This window comes from Autumnicola aciditolerans, from assembly GCF_041679265.1.
GTDB lineage: Bacteria > Bacteroidota > Bacteroidia > Flavobacteriales > Flavobacteriaceae > Autumnicola.
The window spans coordinates 64,066-83,200 of sequence record NZ_JBGFSM010000004.1 but is presented as its reverse complement, the minus strand read 5'-3'; the positions used below and the strand labels follow the sequence as shown (position 1 = coordinate 83,200).

The 19,135-nt window shown below is 40.8% G+C and carries 12 protein-coding genes; 6 read left to right on the top strand and 6 right to left on the bottom strand.

The window, feature by feature from the left end:
• Positions 1 to 6 precede the first annotated feature (6 nt).
• The 4 genes from AB8M93_RS05260 to AB8M93_RS05245 form a co-directional block, all read right to left on the bottom strand.
• Positions 7 to 1,548, bottom strand: a complete 1,542-nt coding sequence (locus AB8M93_RS05260) for a RagB/SusD family nutrient uptake outer membrane protein (RefSeq protein ID WP_373056528.1) — start codon at positions 1,546 to 1,548, stop codon at positions 7 to 9.
• A gap of 7 nt (positions 1,549 to 1,555) precedes the next feature.
• Positions 1,556 to 4,675, bottom strand: coding sequence for a SusC/RagA family TonB-linked outer membrane protein (locus AB8M93_RS05255; protein WP_373056527.1), 3,120 nt, complete (start codon positions 4,673 to 4,675; stop codon positions 1,556 to 1,558).
• A 350-nt stretch (positions 4,676 to 5,025) separates the two neighbouring features.
• Entirely contained in the window at positions 5,026 to 6,108 is a 1,083-nt protein-coding gene (locus AB8M93_RS05250) for a glycoside hydrolase family 5 protein (RefSeq protein ID WP_373056526.1), read from the bottom strand.
• 25 nt (positions 6,109 to 6,133) lie between these two features.
• Positions 6,134 to 7,006: an AraC family transcriptional regulator gene (locus tag AB8M93_RS05245; RefSeq protein ID WP_373056525.1), complete on the bottom strand. Its 873-nt coding sequence runs from the start codon at positions 7,004 to 7,006 to the stop codon at positions 6,134 to 6,136.
• Between the two features lie 200 nt (positions 7,007 to 7,206).
• Here AB8M93_RS05245 and AB8M93_RS05240 point away from each other — a divergent pair, with 200 nt between their 5' ends.
• The 6 genes from AB8M93_RS05240 (at position 7,207) to bglX (ending at position 16,368) form a co-directional block, all read left to right on the top strand.
• On the top strand, positions 7,207 to 8,337 hold the full coding sequence (locus AB8M93_RS05240) for a glycoside hydrolase family 26 protein (RefSeq protein ID WP_373056524.1): 1,131 nt from the start codon (positions 7,207 to 7,209) through the stop codon (positions 8,335 to 8,337).
• A gap of 27 nt (positions 8,338 to 8,364) precedes the next feature.
• Positions 8,365 to 10,206 (top strand): sodium:solute symporter family protein, encoded by a 1,842-nt coding sequence (locus AB8M93_RS05235; protein WP_373056523.1) that lies wholly within the window; start codon positions 8,365 to 8,367, stop codon positions 10,204 to 10,206.
• Between the two features lie 5 nt (positions 10,207 to 10,211).
• Positions 10,212 to 11,402 carry a glycoside hydrolase family 130 protein gene (locus AB8M93_RS05230; RefSeq protein WP_373056522.1) on the top strand — a complete coding sequence of 397 codons (1,191 nt, stop codon included), beginning with the start codon at positions 10,212 to 10,214 and terminating at the stop codon, positions 11,400 to 11,402.
• Positions 11,402 to 12,592, top strand: a complete 1,191-nt coding sequence (locus AB8M93_RS05225; RefSeq protein WP_373056521.1) for an AGE family epimerase/isomerase — start codon at positions 11,402 to 11,404, stop codon at positions 12,590 to 12,592. The genes AB8M93_RS05230 and AB8M93_RS05225 overlap by 1 nt, the downstream gene beginning before the upstream one ends.
• 4 nt (positions 12,593 to 12,596) lie before the next feature.
• The gene (locus tag AB8M93_RS05220; RefSeq protein ID WP_373056520.1) at positions 12,597 to 13,889 is read left to right on the top strand and encodes a glycoside hydrolase family 26 protein; all 1,293 of its coding nucleotides are present in this window, start codon (positions 12,597 to 12,599) and stop codon (positions 13,887 to 13,889) included.
• A 166-nt stretch (positions 13,890 to 14,055) separates the two neighbouring features.
• Positions 14,056 to 16,368: a beta-glucosidase BglX gene (gene bglX / locus AB8M93_RS05215; protein WP_373056519.1), complete on the top strand. Its 2,313-nt coding sequence runs from the start codon at positions 14,056 to 14,058 to the stop codon at positions 16,366 to 16,368.
• 81 nt (positions 16,369 to 16,449) lie between these two features.
• On the opposite strand, the gene AB8M93_RS05210 is transcribed toward bglX, so the two are convergent.
• Together AB8M93_RS05210 and AB8M93_RS05205 are read right to left on the bottom strand one after the other, a co-directional pair.
• Positions 16,450 to 17,829 carry a sialate O-acetylesterase gene (locus tag AB8M93_RS05210; RefSeq protein ID WP_373056518.1) on the bottom strand — a complete coding sequence of 460 codons (1,380 nt, stop codon included), beginning with the start codon at positions 17,827 to 17,829 and terminating at the stop codon, positions 16,450 to 16,452.
• Positions 17,829 to 18,905 carry an SGNH/GDSL hydrolase family protein gene (locus tag AB8M93_RS05205; RefSeq protein ID WP_373056517.1) on the bottom strand — a complete coding sequence of 359 codons (1,077 nt, stop codon included), beginning with the start codon at positions 18,903 to 18,905 and terminating at the stop codon, positions 17,829 to 17,831. Before AB8M93_RS05205 ends, AB8M93_RS05210 begins: the two co-directional genes overlap by 1 nt.
• Positions 18,906 to 19,135 lie beyond the last annotated feature (230 nt).

The window sequence follows — 19,135 nt, the reverse complement described above, 5'->3', positions numbered from 1 at the left end:
GATTAATTACTCCTGATCTTCACTTTGATTAAAGTCGTAAGGCACAGGTTCTTCCAACAACGCAGGGTTGTTCTGGATCTCGTTTGTAGGATAAGGAAATAAAAGGTCATCCATAGTAGGAGTGAACTTCTCTGAAGTCACTACTGCAGGGGTAACGCTTTGATCATAGGTACCTTTTTCCTGGTCTGCAAGAAAGTCTACAGCAAAATCAGGTCCCTGTCTTACTACGTCATACCAGAATTCTCCTTCCAGAGCTAATTCAACTCTTCTCTCATGGAAAACATCTTCAAAAGTATAGGAATCCAAAGGATCCAGCTCTGCTCTTTCACGAACCTCGTTAAGAGCTTGTAATCCTTCGTTAGCCGGGCCTCCACCTTTGATAGCGGCTTCAGCTTTAATTAACAATACTTCTGCATATCGCATAATGTAAGTGTTGTTTGGATAACTTTGCTGAGCACCACCAACATTACCTACTACATATTTTTTAATTCCTACTCCGGTTCCCTGGAAGTTTGTACTTTCAGGAACGGTATATCCACCGTTTAGATCAGGATAATAAGCACCTGGTTCCATAATGGTAGCATAGTATCTACGGTCACCTTCTTCATAGGCTTCCTGTAAGCTAATTGAGGGCCCTAATGCGGACCATCCGTCAGCGAAACCAGTAATCCCTGATGAACCATAGAAAGACTGCAGTGCATTTCCTTCAGAATAACTACCGGAATCAGTCCACTGCAAAGCAAAAACAGATTCTACATTGTTATCATTTTCAAGAAGGAAAAGATCATTATAATCTTCCATAAGGCTAAAGGCGCCGGAATTTATAACTTCATTAGATAATTGATAAGCCATATCCCAGTTTTCTTCGTACAGATACACTTTTGCAAGCATAGCTTTAGCAGAATTACTGGAAACACGTCCTACTTCATAATTTGGGTTAGAAGTCCTGTCGTAAAGATTTTCAACAGCATACTCAAGATCCATTGTGATGAACTGGTAAATGTCTTCTACACGGTTACGTGGAACCTGTGGGTCCAATACATATTGGGTATTATCTTCAATAATTGGAACCGATCCAAAAATACGTACCAGGTAGAAATAGGCAGTAGCCCTTATCATCCTTGCTTCTGCAACAGAGTTATTGGTTACATCCTCAGATATGTCTGCACTTACATTTGTAGGTAAGGTATTTATTACTGAGTTTGCCTGGGCAATAACCGCATAAAGGCTCTCCCATGCCTGGGTAAGGGTACCATGAGCACCGGTAATGGCAAAAGTTCCAAACTCTGAGTTTCGGGCATCCCATGTACGGGCATTCCCGGAACTAAGTTCTCCAATTCCCCAGGAAACATTGCTCACAAAGTTAAACCATGGTCGGGAATAAAGGTGATTTGCAGCAGCAGCAACTTCAGCATTGGTAGAATAGAATTCCTCCACGTTATAAGAATCTTCCGGCGGTCTGTCCAGGAAATCTTCACTGCAAGATGCGAAGCAAAAAACAGCCGCAACTACAACTAAAATCTTAGATTTAAAATAATTCTTCATCATATTTTTTTTATAATTCGACATTCAGTCCTAATGTAAAAGTCCTTGGAGATGGGTATCGTCCATTATCTACTCCCATCAACAGGGTGTTTTGATTAAAAGTACCTACTTCAGGATCGTATCCCTCGTAGTTTGTAAGGGTATAAAGGTTTTGAACACTTCCATAGATTTTAAGATTATTAAGATGTAATCTTTCGCTAACATCAGATGGAAGAGTATATCCAAGGGTTAAGTTCTGAACCCTTAAGTAAGAACCATCATCAATATACCTGTCTGAGATACGGATGTTTGGGTTTGCCTCACTACCCCTTACCAATCTTGGTTGCTGCCCGTCTGTGTTATTAATATTGTAGTAATCCAATACTATTGGAAACTGATTAACATAATAGCTACTTCCCGCGGTTAATGTACGCTTTACACCATTAAAGATGTCGTTTCCATAAGATCCTTGCAGGAATACGCTCAGGTCAAAGTTTTTATAAGAGAAATTGTTCTGGAAACCAAAGGTAAAGTCTGGATGTGGATTACCAATTACTGTACGGTCATCACTATCTACCACGCCATCTCCATTCACATCTTTGTATTTAATATCTCCTAACCAGGTAGTTCCAAATAACGCGTCATCAACCGGTCTGCCAAACTGTATTGGGGCATTTTCTAAATCTGCAGTAGTTCTAAAAAGGCCTTCTACCTGATATCCGTAGAACATCCCAACAGGTTCACCTACTTGTGTTAAGGTAATGTTCTGGTTAGAATCACTTATATAAAGTGCCTGGTTAATTACAAGATCTCCTAACAGTTTGGTTACTTCATTTTTGTAATGAGAAAATGTAAGGGTAGAGCTCCAGTTAAAATCAGAATCTCCAATGGTGTTATAGCTTAAAGTTACGTCTATACCTTTATTCACCATTTCTCCTAAATTTATATACGGTGCTTGTATAGCTCCCGGAGATGCACCACCAGTAATGAAATCTGTACTGGCAAATTGGAAAAGGAAGTCTTTAGACACTTTGTTATAAACCTCTACTGTTGTATTCAACCTGGAGTTAAATAGCGCAAAATCTATACCAAGGTTAGTCTGTGTAGACGATTCCCAGGTAAGGTCTTCGTTCTTATAGTTGGCGTACTCAAATCCTGTTCCCAAACCTGTTGAGATAGGAGTAAGTCTTACCCCATAGGCGAAATTAGGAATGTTTTGATTTCCAACTTCCCCATAACCTCCGTATAGCTTAATATTCTGGAGGGTTTCGAAATCTTCCATAAAAGATTCGTTAGAAATTCTCCAGGATGCTGAAACCGATGGGAAATATCCCCATTTATTACCTTCAGCAAATTTAGAAGACCCATCTGCTCTAAGGGAAGCCGTTACGTTATACCTGTTACTATAGGAGTAAATGGCCCTACCAAAATAAGACTCCAGGGCAGAACTCCCAATATACTGGTCTACAAGATCATTGGCGTTACCCTGCCCAAGTACGGGTAGGCTGTTGCTTACAAATCTTCCATCCTGGGCAGTTACTCCCTGCCAGCTGGACTCCTGAACTTCCTGTCCCAAAAGGACCGTAAGATCATGGTCTTCGTTAAAGGTATTAGTGTAAGTTAACAAGTTTTTCATGATCCAGAAGTCACTGTTCTCTCTTGTGGCACTATATTGATTTTGGCCACTTTCAATGTTACCATAGGAGTAAGTAGGTTGGAACCTGTCTCTTAAGGTATTCCCGAAATCTCCACCTAGCTCTGTTCTGAATGAGAAATTATACGGTAAATCAAATTCCAGGAAGATATTTCCGAGAACACGGTTTCTTTCCACTGTATTTTGGATGCTTAGAGCCTCCGCAATTGGGTTTCTTGTACCATAGGCAATTTCATCTGCAGTCACAGGACCCGCAAAAGAACCATCTGGATTATATACAGCGGTTGCCGGGTTGTTAAGCAGCGACAAAGAGATAATACCGTTGCTGGCATTGTTCAAAGTAATTTGATCATTGGTTCTACTGGCAGTAATATTAATACCGGTTTTAATCCAGTCTTTAATATTGGCATTAATATTTGCCCTCACCGTTAGCCTGTCAAAAGCAGATCCAATAACAGTACCTTCCTGATCTGTGTAGGAAGAAGAAATAAAGTAATTAATATCTTCCTGAGCTCCTGAGAAGGAAATCTGGTGATTTTGCTGAAGCGCATCATCAAAAATCTCTGCCTGCCAGTCTGTTCCAGGTCCTAATAAGCTTGGATTAAGGAACTCCATTTGAGGATCTAGTTCGTAAATGGCAGCAACATTGTTCTGGTGAGTAGCATACTGCTGAAGGTTCATCACATCCAGTTTGTTGGTTGGACGCTGTACAGCTATATAGCCGCTATAGGATAAATTACTTTTTCCTATTTTACCCTTCTTGGTAGTAATCAATACCACCCCGTTAGATCCCCTGGATCCATAAATAGCGGTTGCAGATGCGTCTTTAAGAACGTTTACAGATTCAATGTCATTTGGGTTTAAAGCGGCAAGAGGGCTTAAACCTTCTGAACCAGCTTCTCCTGAAACCGGGACACCATCAATAATGTAAAGAGGTTCACTTGAACCTGTAATGGAGTTTACCCCACGAATTCTTACAGATACTGCAGCCCCAGGCTGGCCTGAGTTTTTGGTAACGGCTACACCTGCTGCACGACCCTGCATCAATTGGTCCACACTTACCTGAGGAACATTTTCAAATTCCTCTGCGCTAATTCTGGATACAGAACCACTAATATCTTCTTGAAGCTGTGTACCATAACCTATGACCACTACTTCTTCAAGACTTTGGGAATCTTCATCTAGCGTAACGCTAATTTCTTCTCCGGCAGAAACGTTAATTTCCTGGGATAGAAAGCCCACAAAACTAAAGACCAGCGTGCCGGTGTCGCCTACAACGATTTCGAATTCACCATCAAAATTAGTGGTTGTACCGTTGTTTGTTCCCTTTTCAATAACATTCACCCCAAGCAGAGGAACTCCCTGGGAATCCGTTACAACACCTGTTACGGCGTCCTGTGCCGCAACTAATTGCGTAATTAAACAAAAAGCTGCGAAGAATAGCATTTTGCCTCTCCGGTTTAGCCAGCTTTTACTTCTTGGTAATTTAATGTACATAAGAATAGAATTGTTTGAATTGTTTAAACAATTATGAGTTTAGGATTTTTCCTCCTCATAGATAAGAACATTGCTAAAATACAGTCCTTTTTTTTTATAATTCCCAAAATTAGGAGTAAAGTTAAGCCTTGGTTAATATTATTTTATCATTTAGTTGTGATATTTTTTCTATTGCCAGGCATCATAATCAGGTATTTAAACCGGAAAAAAATGCCATTGACCCCTTATTGTATGTACTTTACCTCTATTATTTACGTGATAAAGGCCTGTATGGTTTTAATATTATTAAATTTAAATGTTAAATTTTAGGATTGTTTTGTAGAATCGCTCCTTAGGCGATTATTTTTTTGTCATTCTTCCTCCTTTAATCGTTCTTTAACAATTTTGCCTGATTCGGTTAGAACTTCTGGTTCCTTTAAATCTTCCGGGGTGGTGCCGGGAAGCAGGGCGGCGGATTTTTCATCTTTATCGGCTATAGACCAGTTGCACCAGGAAAGATTGTTTTCTTTGGCGAAATCCCACCAAATCACAGATTCTTCCTTGTCTACAATTTCATCACCATTAGCCTTTGTAGTGCCAAATTCGGTTATAAAAATTGGTAATCCGTTATTAATAGCTTGCCTGGCAACTTCTCTTAAGTCCGCTTTATGGGTGGCGGCGTAATAGTGAAGGGTATAAGCGATATTCTCAAAATTTAAAGGATCTTTGGCAGCAAGGTCTACACGCTGAGACCATCTGGGTGTTCCGCAAATAATAACATTATCTGGGTCTTCCGCTCGTATTGCAGTGATTACAGCGGTATGGTAAGGTTTCAGGACGTCACTCCACGAAACTTCCATAGGTTCATTAAAAGTTTCATACAAAAGGTTAGGGGTGCTGCCGTATTTTTCAGCTAATTCAGTAAAAAAATTAACTGCAGCCTCCTGGTGTTCATGCGCATGGTGATCATGCCAGTCCACAATAACATAAATTCCCATAGCTATGGCGGCATCAATAACATCATAAATTTTTTGTTTTTCCTTTTCCGGGTTTTCAAGATAGCCTCCGTTTTCCACAGCCATTGCCGCTCTAATCACGGTTATGTTCCAGTCTTCTGTAAGATTTTTTATAGTTTCATAATTATAAAATTCCGGTTCCCACTGGCTCCAGAAGAGGGACATGCCTCTTAGCTGGATATCATCATTGTTTTTATCCAGCAGTTTATTTCCTTCTATATGTAGCTGCCCGTGTTCAGAAACAAAATTTCCATTGCTAATGGATCCTTCTTCTTCTTCTTCTTCTTCTTCTTCTTCATTGGGGAAATTTTCTTCCTCTGTTATTTGTTCCTCCTGTCCCATTTCTGGTGTTGCGGAATCATTTTCCTGCGCCACTGAGCAGCTAATCATAAAGAGGAGGTGGAATAGTAAAAGTGAAAGTTGATATTTTGTTTTCATGGTTTTGATAATATAGTATTGATTGTTATAGCACTCTTTTAATTCCGCTAAATTCCTCTCTGTATTGGCTTGGGGTACAGTTTTTTGTTTTTTTAAAGACACGATTAAAATTTGCAATATTATTAAAGCCACATTTAAATGCGACTTCAGCGATGCTGAGATCTTTTTCAATAAGCCACCGGGCAGCATAGCCTATCCTGGTATCATTTACATATTCTATAAAGGTCTTGCCAGTCCTTTTTTTAATGAACCTGTTAAAGGATACAGGACTCATATTTATTAGTGCTGCCATTTCATTCAGGCTTATCTTGTTTTGATAATTTTCCTGTACATATTCGTAAATGGTTTTGATCTTATCGCTGTTTTCAAAATCTTTATTTTGAGATACATACGTAGATAAAAGGCGCTGCTTCCTGGAATTGGCGAGATCGTGCAGCACAGAGATAAGTTCCAGAAAGTAATCTATGCTGTCTATCTTTGATAACCTGAGGATCTTTGGTTTTATTTCTTCTGAAATTTTAGCTGAAAATAGTATACCATGCGCAGACCTGTCAAACATGTCTTTAATTGGCTTCATAATTCTCCTGCTTAGCAATTTTGGATCAAAAAGGTCATTATGGAAATGAATGGTTACCTCATGTATATCCTTATTTTTGCAATTATGAAGCTCCCAGCCATGCTGAAGATTTGGCCCTACAAGCACCAGTTCAATATTATCTATTTCTTCCATGCTGTCCCCAACAATTCTTCTTACCCCTTTTCCATTAGCTATAAAATTAAGTTCGTATTCCGGGTGAAAGTGAATGGGGAAATCAAAGTCATCTTTAACGCGATCAAAAACAAGAAAGCTGTCTTCAGGAGAAAGTTGGGTGATTTCCCGGTGAATATCTTTATACATTCGAAAAAATATTATATAATTTTATTATTAAATGATAATATCATATTAATATAGTAATTTGAAGTATCCTATTTTTGGGATTCTTTAAGAAATTTTATGTTAAAAATACTTTTCATAAAAAAGCTGATGATAAATATACTATAAGCTTTTAGTAATATGAAAATATTTTTTCATTTATCTTCATATTTTGACTATTGCATATGAAAAATTTTATCAAATTCTTTACGTTTTTTACTTTGCTGGCTTTATTGCAAGCTTGTGGCACATCAAAAAACCTTGACTATTCGTCTATAAAAGTGGTAGATAAACATGCAGATCTCGCTGCTAAAGAACTGTATCATGTTATAAAGGAAATACAAAAAGAAGGTATTGCATTTGGTCACCAGGATGCCACTGCCTATGGTATTGGTTGGAAACACTCCGGTAAATTTTCCAATTTAAGAAGTGATATTGAAGAGGTTACTGGAAAATATCCGGCAGTGCAGGGTTTTGACCTGGGTCATATTGAGTTGGGTGATACCTACAATTTAGATACCGTGGCGTTTTCACTTATGAAAGATCATATCCAGAAGATGAATCGTAAAGGAGCTATTTTTACCTTTAGCTGGCACCTCGATAATCCCGTGACAAACGGAGGTTCCTGGGATAATACTTCGGCCGTATCCTCTATTTTAAAAGGAGGAGAGCAACGGGAGAAATTTGAGCTATGGATAAAACGATTATCAGTATTTTTCAATTCTCTCAAAGATGAGAAAGGAGATCCAATTGCAGTAGTTTTTCGGCCATGGCATGAAATGAATGGTTCCTGGTTTTGGTGGGGCAAAGGCAACTGCACCCCGCAGGAATACCAGCAGCTATGGAAGGAGACCATAGCCTTGCTTCAGGAGAATAAGGTACATAATCTATTATATGCCTATTCGCCCAATATAATATCCGGAATGGAAGAGTATAATACCTATTACCCCGGCGATGCGTATGTGGATATCCTTGGTGTAGATATTTACAACCACGGGGGAAACGAAGTTTTTGTGAAAAACCTAAAATCCAATCTTGCGGTGGTAAAGGAGAAGGCAGGGCAGGCTGATAAGCCATATGCTCTAACTGAAACCGGGAACAATAATTTTGGCCAGGATGAAAATTGGTGGACTCAATATTTGTACCCCGGAATAAAAGATAGCGGGATTGCCTGGGTTCTTTTGTGGAGGAACGCACGCCCATCGCATTATTTTGCTACCTATAAAGGTGAAATTTCTGAAGAGGATTTCAAGGAATTTGAAGGCTACGATGATATACTGTTTTTGGATGAAGTGGAAAAAATTTCCAATAATTAATTCCTGATTTTAAAAAGATAAACCCGAATGCTACAAGGCTTAGATATTGCAATAATTTTACTCTACCTGGTTGGAACAGTTATAATAGGACTGGCACTACGTAAAAAAGCGCAAAAAAGTAAGGACGATTATTTAATGGGAGGTAAAAACCTGCCCTGGTATATGCTGGGATTATCCAATGCTTCCGGCATGTTTGATATCTCCGGGACCATGTGGCTGGTTACCTTAACCTTTGTATATGGCTTTAAAAGTATCTGGATTCCCTGGCTCTGGCCGGTTTTTAACCAGGTTTTCCTTATGGTTTACCTTTCTGCATGGTTAAGGAGGTCTAATGTTACCACTGGTGCCGAATGGATCCTTTTTCGGTTTAGCAGCGGCAGGGGAGGGAGATGGTCACATACCATTATCGTGATTTTCGCCATCCTCAGCTGTCTTGGTTTCCTGGCATATGGCTTTATTGGCCTGGGGAAATTTGTTGAGATCTTCATCCCCTGGGAAATTGTTTCTAATTACATTCCTTTTGATATTCCTCCTGCTTACATTCCTCATTTCTACGGAACAGTTTTTACACTGTTCGCCGTTTTCTATTCCGTTTTAGGCGGGATGTCTGGAATTGTTTGGACAGATTTACTGCAGTACACTATTATGACTGTTTCTTCAGTTGCTATTGCCGTTATAGCATATCTTGCTTTGGGAGAAAATACCCTCAATGTGCCTGATGGCTGGATGAACCCCTTCTTTGGATGGGAATTAAATATGGACTGGAGCGGGATCATTGATGAGGTAAATACTAAAATTGTGGAAGATCAATATTCACTTTTTGGTATTTTCTTTATGCTAATGGTGTTTAAGGGAATACTTGCCAGTATTGCCGGTCCTGCGCCAAATTACGATATGCAGAAGATCTTATCTACAAAATCACCTCTTGAAGCGGCTAAAATGAGCGGTTTTGCCATTTTTGCCCTAATGCCCACAAGGTACCTTATGGTTGGAGGTTTTTCCATCCTCGCCATTCTGTTTTATGACCAACTGGATCTAACTACTGCCGGAGTACTGGATTTTGAGAAAGTACTTCCTGCAGCCATAGAACAATTTGTGCCGGTTGGGCTGTTGGGGTTACTCCTTGCGGGATTGCTGGCTGCCTTCATGTCTACCTTTGCAGGAACCCTTAATGCTGCGCAGGCCTACCTGGTGAACGATATCTATTTAAAATACAGGAATCCAACAGCTTCTTCATCAAAAGTTAAAAAGATGAATTATGCCAGTGGGATTACAGTGGTAATTATAAGTATTATTTTAGGCTTCTTTGTGCAGGATGTAAATTCTATTTTGCAATGGATTGTTTCTGCGCTTTATGGAAGCTACGTGGTATCTAACGTGCTTAAATGGCACTGGTGGAGGTTTAATGGAGAAGGCTACTTCTGGGGAATGCTGTCTGGTATTATTCCTGCGCTCATATTTCCAATTTTTACCGATACTTTAGACCTTTACTACTTTCCTGTAATTCTCCTTATCTCCATTATTGGAAGCATAGTGGGAACGTATTCAGCGCCGCCAACAGATGAGCGTACGCTTATGGATTTTTATAGTAAAACAAGGCCATGGGGATTCTGGAAACCTATTTATGAAAAATTAAAAAAGGAAGACCCTAATTTTGAAAAGAATAAGTCCTTTTCCAGGGACATGTTTAATGTACTGGTAGGGACAATAGGCCAGACTTTACTGGTAGTGATTCCTTTTTACATCATTTTACGCGAAAATGTACCACTTGTAATTTCCTGTGTAATTCTGGTGATTACCATTATTATTCTCAAGAAAAACTGGTGGGATAAGATTAAAACCGAACCAAACATCACAAGAAAAAATTAATAATAATGGATTTGAAAGAACAAAAAGGGAAATCCAAAATCCCTAATTACGATAGTCTTAGGCAGAATCATCAGGAATTAATTGAAAAGAAAAACCAACCCGAAAAATTTTCCAACGGGATATATGAACGTTATGAAAATCCGGTAGTTACCGCAAAACACGCTCCGTTGGAATGGCGTTATGATTTTAATGCGGAAACAAATCCGCTTGGGCTGGAAAGGATAGGGATAAATGCCGCTTTTAATCCCGGGGCAATGAAATGGAATGACAATTATGTGCTTGCTGTTCGGGTTGAAGGGAATGACCGTAAATCATTTTTCGCTATAGCCGAAAGTCCAAACGGGGTAGATAATTTTAAATTCTGGGAAAAGCCGGTTGTACTTCCTCAAACCGATGAGCCCGATACCAACGTCTATGATATGCGCCTTACAAGGCATGAAGATGGCTGGATTTACGGAGTTTTTTGTACAGAAAGAAAAGATAAAAGCAAGCCGGAAGATACTACTGCTGCAGTGGCCAATGCCGGGATTGCCCGTACCAAAGACCTGGTGAACTGGGAGCGCCTGCCAGATTTAATTTCAAATTCCGGACAGCAGAGAAATGTGGTATTGCACCCGGAATTCGTGAACGGGAAATATGCGCTTTACACCCGGCCCCAGGATGGATTTATAGAAGTTGGAAAAGGAGGCGGCATAGGCCTTGGCTATGTAAAAGATCTTCAAAACCCTGTACTGGAAGATGAAAAGATCATCAATCATAAAGCCTATCACACCATTTACGAGATGAAAAACGGGCTTGGGCCCGCCCCTATTAAAACTGAAGAAGGCTGGCTGCACCTTGCCCACGGAGTAAGAAATACGGCAGGTGGATTGCGTTATACCCTGTATCTTTTTATGACAGACCTTCAGGATATTTCTAAGGTGATCTACCAGCCGGCGGGCTATTTTATGGCGCCCAATTACCAGGAAACCGTGGGAGATGTACCAAACGTTCTTTTTGGAAACGGATGGATTGCAGATGAAGATGGTAAAGTTTTCATTTATTACGCTTCATCAGATACGCGCTCTCATGTGGCGGTTTCTTCAGTTCAAAGGTTGGTGGATTATGTGAAAAACACCCCGCAGGATGAGTTTACTTCCGCAGCTTCCGTTCAGAATATCATTAAACAGGTTGATAAAAATCAGGAATTAAAGTAATGCAGGTAAGCTCCCGCGAAATATTAAAAAAGGAATTATCAGAAGAACTGGATAACATTCAGGCGTTCTGGGAAAAATTCAGTATAGATGAAGAAAATGGTGGTTTTGTTGGAAAACGGGACCACTATAATAAGCTGGTTCCCAATGCTCCTAAAGGGATCATCCTTAATACAAGGCTGCTCTGGACCTTTTCTGCTATTGGTAATTTTAAAAAGGATAAAAGTACTCTCAAATTTGCTGAAAGGGCTTATAAATACCTGAAGGAGTTTTTTCAGGATAAAGAACATGGCGGAGTCTTTTGGGAGATGGATTACCTTGGAACTCCGCTCAATACCAGGAAACAGATCTATGCGCAGGCATTTGCCGTTTACGCGCTTTCAGAATACTACAGGCTTTCGGGAAATGAAGAGGCTAAAAATTGGGCATTATCGCTCTTCGATCTTATAGAGCGTCATGGGAAAGATTCCAAAAATAACGGCTACCTGGAAGCTTTTAAGGCAAACTGGTCTCCAATTGAAGATGTGCGATTAAGCGAAAAGGAGGACAATTCAGCAAAAACCATGAATACACATTTGCATGTTCTTGAAGCTTATACCACGCTTTTAGAAGTTACCGGCAGCAAAAAAGTAGGAGCAGCCCTGGAAAACCTGGTGCATTTATTTATGGAGAAGTTCCTGAACAGCCAGCAGAGCCATTTTCATCTCTTCTTTGATGAAGAATGGAATAGCACGAATAATATAGTTTCCTACGGGCATGATATTGAAGCAGTATGGCTTATTATTGAAGCTGTAAAACCCTTAGACAAGCCTGAACTTCTTAAAAAAGCAGAAGGAATAGCAGTGAAAGTGGCAAAGGTTTTTCTTAAAGAAGCTTACGTGAAAAGCGGCGGGGTATATAATGAGATCAATCTGGATACCGGGGCGCTGGACAAAGACCGGCACTGGTGGCCCCAAATGGAAGCTATGGTAGGCCTGGATTTTGCGAACGGGGTTGAGCATGACCCTGCATTTGAAGAAGCTATAAATGATATTTGGAATTATACCAAAACCTATCTCATAGATCACGAAAATGGAGAATGGCATTTTAGGGTAAATAATGGCCATGTGCCTTATCCCGAAGAAGATAAAGTAAGTATGTGGAAGGCCCCTTACCACAATTCAAGAGCTTGTATGATGTTTTTAAAAAAATAAGATTATGAAGAAGTTAAGTTATGTACTGTTAATGGCCGCTGTGGTTTTTTCCACCGGCTGTAGTAAAGATGATGTTGAAAAACCAGATCCTGTGGAGCAAACCCCGGATCCTGAACCCGAGCAGCCGGAGGAACCGGCAGAGCCGGAAGAACCCGAAGAGGAAACTCCCGAAACGTATGCTTTTACTCCCGGCGAAACCAGGGGGTATATGGTAGATGCTTCAGCTACTGAAGAAACTGTGGCCTTGTTCTATCATCTTAAAGCGATATCAGACACCCAGTTTATTGTTGGCCAGCAGGATGCTTTTAACGCGTTTTATGAAGACAATGATGGTTTTTCAGATTTTAAAAAGTTAACCGGCAGTGATCCGGGCATGCTTGGCTCAGATTTCATGTTTATAACCGACGATAATAATAGCGGCCAGGCTTCTAATTGGTTTTATCAACAGGAACAAACCATCATTGCAGATGTAAAGGAAGCATATAGCAAAGGAATGGTGAATGCTTTCACCTGGCATCTCAGGGAGCCTTACGAGGGGCAAACCTTTTATACCGATGAAATGACGGAATTCCAGAAGAATAATGCTTTTAAAAGTATTCTTCCGGGCGGTGCAAATCATGAATATTATAAAGGAAAATTAGATAAGATCGCAGAAGTGGCAAATAACCTAACCGGGGAAGATGGGAATCTTATTCCATTCATCTTCCGTCCGTTTCATGAATTTGAAAAAGATTTTTTCTGGTGGGGAGCTGCCTGGAGCACGCCTGAAGAATTTAAAAGTGTATGGCGTTTTACCGTGGATTACCTTAGAGACGAGAAAGGAGTGCATAATATCCTTTATGCTTTTGCCCCGGATAACAGCTACACTACCAAATCTGGCTACCTTGAAAGATATCCGGGAGATGAGTATGTAGATATTCTGGGAATGGATAATTATGGAGATGTTTCTCCTCAGGACGGATCCAGAATAGCAATTGCAAATCAAAAATTAAAAGTAGTTTCAGATTTGGCAAAAGAAAGGTTTAAAGTGGCTGCACTTACGGAAACCGGCTATTTTGTGACTCCCGGACAAACTGCGCTTGCCCCAGACTTTTATTCTGAAAATATTTACAACCTGCTTACAAATAATGAAATTAACATAGGCTTTATGATGTTCTGGCAAAATTATTCAGATTCCTATGCTGTTCCCGTACCGGGAGCTGAAGGAGACGATGATTTTATGGATTTTATTGCAAAAGAAGAAATCCTCCTGGCCGATGATTTGCCAAATATGTACCTGCTGCCTGCAGGCAATTAAGGAACAAAAGAAGTATTTTGTATTATTTGCGCCTAGATTTTCGGAAAGCAGGAATTTTAAAGCGCCGGCACTAAGGACTGCAATTTTGGTGATTTGCAAAGCAAAGGCTGGCATTGCGGCGGCTGCTCTTAAATAATTAATATGAAATTCTAAAATAAAAAGAAGTATGAAAAAGATTATCAATATCCCAGTGCTGATTATTTGCGTGATTGGTCTGCTCAGTTTTAATAATCATAAAAGAAGAACAGAATCCCCCATGGAAACTTTAGCTTATGAAAAGGATACCATATCCACTAAAATAGATTCCCTTTTAAACATCATGACGCTGGAAGAAAAGGTAGGCCAGATGAACCAGTACAATGGGTTTTGGGAAGTTACCGGCCCGCCTCCTGAAGGTGGAAGCGCTGAGGAAAAATATGAGGATCTCCGCAATGGCCTGGTGGGCTCTATGCTTACGGTACGCGGAGTAAAGCAGGTGAGGGCGGTACAGGAACTCGTGGTAAATGAAACACGCCTGGGCATTCCGCTTATTATAGGTTTTGATGTTATTCATGGCTATAAAACCCTAAGCCCTATTCCTTTAGCTGAAGCAGCAAGCTGGGACCTGGAGGCTATAAGAAAGTCGGCTGAAGTTGCTGCTGCAGAGGCTGCTGCCTCTGGTATTAACTGGACTTTTGCACCCATGGTAGACATTTCCAGGGATGCAAGATGGGGCAGGGTAATGGAAGGTGCCGGGGAAGATCCTTACCTGGGGAGTAAAATTGCTGCGGCCAGGGTAAAAGGCTTTCAGGGAGACGACCTTTCCAATCCGCTTACCATTGCGGCAACCGCAAAGCATTTTGCCGGTTACGGTTTTGCTGAAGGAGGAAGGGAATACAATAAAGCCGAAATTGGCACAGTAACACTCCATAATATTGTTTTACCTCCTTTTAAAGCTGCTGAAGAGGCCGGGGTAAAGACCTTTATGAATGGTTTTAATGTGCTGAACGGAGAGCCGGTTACAGGCAGTGAGCATCTTTTAAGGGATATCCTGAAGCAAAAATGGGGCTTTGAGGGTTTTGTGATTTCAGATTATGCCTCTATAGATGAGATGACCATGCACGGGTATACCGAAAACAGGAAAATGGCAGCCAAAAAAGCTGTCGAAGCCGGCGTAGATATGGATATGGAGGCTTATGCCTACGTAAATGAACTGGTTTCCCTGGTAAAAGAAGGCAAGCTTGATGAAGCGCTTATTGATGATGCGGTAAGGAGAATTTTGAGGGTGAAGTTTGAACTGGGCCTTTTTGATGATCCTTACAAATATCTGGACGAAGAAAGGGAGAAAGAAGTTGTTGGTAATCCTGCTCATCATGAAGCAGTGCTGGATATGGCTAAAAAATCTATCGTTCTTTTGAAGAATGAAAATAATTTACTGCCGCTTAAAAAGCAAGGACAAAAAATTGCAGTAATCGGCGCTTTGGCAAATGATAAGAACAGCCCGCTTGGAAGCTGGAGAATTGCATCAGATGATAATACGGCGGTATCTGTACTTGAAGGAATGCAAAATTATAAAGGCAATGAACTTGTTTTTGAAAAAGGTGCAGATCTTGTAACTGGCCGCGTAACCTTCATCAATGAACTTAATTTCAATACTACCGATAAAAGCGGATTTGATGCGGCAATAGCAGCAGCCAGGGATGCCGATGTGGTGGTTATGGTTGCAGGAGAACATGGGTTCCAGAGCGGTGAGGGCAGAAGCCGTACCAACCTGGACCTGCCGGGAGTACAACAGGAATTGCTGGAAAAAGTTTATGAAGCCAATAAAAACCTGGTACTGGTGCTTAATAATGGCAGGCCTTTGGCTATAGACTGGGCTGCAGAAAATGTTCCTGCAATCGTAGAGGCATGGCACCTGGGAACAGAAACCGGCAATGCCGTGGCTCAGGTACTTTATGGAGATTATAACCCCAGTGGGAAATTGCCTATGTCTTTCCCAAGAAGCGTGGGGCAGGTACCGGTTTATTACAATCATCAAAATACGGGAAGGCCCGATGAGGCTGCAGACGAGATGGTTTTCTGGTCTCATTATACCGATGAAGAGAATACGCCTCTTTATCCGTTTGGCTACGGACTTAGTTATACCAGTTTTGAATATGGCAACCTGAAGCTTGATAAAAAGGAAGCTCCTGTTGATGGTGAAATAAATGTAAGCGTAGAAGTTACTAATACCGGTAATTATGACGGCAAGGAAGTTGTACAGCTTTATATTCGGGATTTATATGCCAGCGTAATACGGCCGGTAAGAGAACTTAAAGGTTTTGAACTGGTGGAAATTCCAGTGGGAGAGACGAAAACAGTGAATTTTTCACTTACTCCTAAAGAATTGGGATATTACAATGCTAAAGGGGAATTTGTTGTGGAACCTGGAGATTTCCAAGTATTTGTTGGAGGAAGTTCTCAGGCAGAATTGCAGGATTCATTTAAGCTTACAGAATAAGCCAATATTAAAGCTTAATATTTGGAAATTAAAAGCCCCTGATGTTGTGGAATTCAGGGGCTTTTTTAATGTCAAAAATTTTTATAATTCTTCAAGGAAACTGGAAGCAGGTAAGCCCGAGGCATTAAATACATTAGAGGTACTGGTGTTCCCCCAGCTATACCTGATGGATTTTGGTTCTTTTACCTTTGCCGACTTTACTATAATCCTATCGTCCTTTAAACTGACCTTGGCGGGATAGAATTCCCCGTTTGCCCCGGCAACTTCAAACTGGCTATCTTTGTTCTTTTTGTTTATATGAAGCCCTTCAGCATGGGAAAACTGAATCTTAACTTTGCGGCCATCCACTTCAGCTTTCTCAAACTGTGGTGCGTAGGCATTTTTAATATCTTTATTATAAACCTCTTTCAGCACAAGGTTTGCGAACCGTAAACCGGGATCAAGCTTGTTCTTTGGATGTATATTTTCGGTATTGCCAATATCACTGGTCATGATCATGCCGGTTTTGGGCAATTCCAGCACCTGTCTTTGGGCATTCCTTATGGTTACCCCGGCATCATTATCGCCATAGTTAAAAGGGGCAATTTGCGCATAATAAAAGGGAAATTCTTCATCCCACTGCTTACGCCAGCTTTGGATCAAGGTAGAAAAAGTCTCCTGGTAATAATCGGCATTATCGGTATTAGATTCTCCCTGGTACCATAGCACACCTTTAATTTTAAGGCCGGCAAGCGGGGCGATCATGGAATTGTAAATGAGCCCGGGTTCTTTTGGGCCCCATTCCACTTCGGGCAACATAGCAGCTCCTTTTGTTAAGCGTTTATTGGAGGTTATTGCTTCAGAAGGCGTCCAGGCTTCAGCGGGAGTCCCGCCCCAGCTGGAATTAATTAGCCCAACCGGAACATCAAGTTCTTCCTGAAGTTTTTTTCCGAAGAAATAAGCGATCGCGCTGAAGTTTTTCATGGTTTCAGGTGTGCTCTCCACCCAATGGCCGTCCAGGTCCTGTTGCATATTTTCAGCCGTACGGTGCGCCACCGTAAAAAACCTGATATTTTGATTTTTAGCACCGGCAATAGCTTCTTCAGCATTGGTGATGCCTGAAGCAGCGCTCCACTCCATATTGGATTGGCCGGAAACCAGCCAAACTTCTCCCAACAATACATTTTTAAGTTTTACCTGGTTGTAACCGGTAATTGTGATTTCCTGCGCTCCCTTAGCGCCGGGAGTATTTAGAATAATTTCCCAGCGGGCTTTATTACTGGCTTTTGTGGTGTATTCCTGCTCATCCCAGGTGGTAGTAATATGTATTTCTTCACCAGGTTTTGCCCAACCCCATATTTTTACCGCAGCATTTCGCTGAAGGACCATGTTATCTGAAAAAATTTCGGGCAGGCTTACATTTGCAAATCCGGGTAAGTAGGCCAATAGCGCCAGGAGTACAAGAATTTTTGATTTCATCATCAGGTGGTTTTTAAAATTTCTCTGAAAAAAGGGATGAGTTGCTGCGCCATTTTTTCATGGTCGGCAATATCGGGATGGGAATTGCATCCATGCGGGGTCATGGGTTCAAATTCAAAGACTTTTATTTCCTTCTGCGGAAAATGTTCTTTTACTTCTTTAAGCGATTCCATCAAGAGGTTATTGTTTTCGTTACTTACCATCGGGCTGCTTAAAAGGGCAACTTTCACATTGGGATAACGTTTATAGATCATCTCTACAAACTGAATGTAATTTTGTACAAATTTTTCTTTGCTGAAGTCGCTACGTTCCTTTTCTCCATCTCCAAGGCTAAGGTCGTTGGTGCCAAGGGCTATACTCACAATATCAGGAGTATCTGTTGGAGGAGCAGTTTTAGTACTGTCGGCATTTAATTTCAGGTTCCCGTAAACATCTCCCATTACCGGCTGGTCTTCATCGTTCCAGTTGCGGTACATTCCCATTCCCGAGACACAGTTCAACTCAAAATTGGCATCCAGTGCCCTGGCCACCCTTGGCCCATAGGCAAGATAAGCGTTGTGCTGAAAGTACCATTCTTCAGTCCCGCAGGGATATTCTTCAGTATCGGCTCCCATCCCACAGGTAATGGAATTTCCTATAAATTCGATCTTTGGTTTGTCTTCAGAATCTACTTTTTGTATTGCTCCTGCTTTTATTCCGCTGAAGATCAAATCCCCGGTAGAAGCTTCAGTAGCTTTGTAGATAGAAAGCGAATTGTATTTTGTGCTGTCCGGAAGGGCAATTTTAACCAGGCTGTCACTACGAAAGCGGCCTAAATATTCCCCGTTAAGTTCCAGGGCTGCAAAAGCCGGTTCGTTTTCTGCAGATAAAAAGATAGTGGCACTATCTCCTTTTACCTGCGTTTTTACCGATGCGGCAGAATTGTATAAGGCCACGGCGGTATCATTAATTTTTTCAAATCTTCCGGAGTAAAGGAATGTTTCCTCGCCGGCATTAAAAAATGATTGTTGCATTTCTTCCTTTTCCTGCTGGCAGGCCACGCACATAAGGATCCAGAGCGGTATTAGTTTTTTAAACATGTAATTTAATTTTAGTTTCCCTACGAAATTAGGGCTTTACTTTAAAAACAGTTTAATTAATTTTATCAATGTTTAGTAGGATCTTTCCATATTTTTAATTCTTAAAAGTTATCCCATTCAATTTCTTTTCTTCTGAAGGAAATATCAGGACCTTTGTTAATCAAGGTGAAATTTGTGAAATACAAACATGATACCGATATTGCCTGAATATTTAAACCTGATTTGGGGAT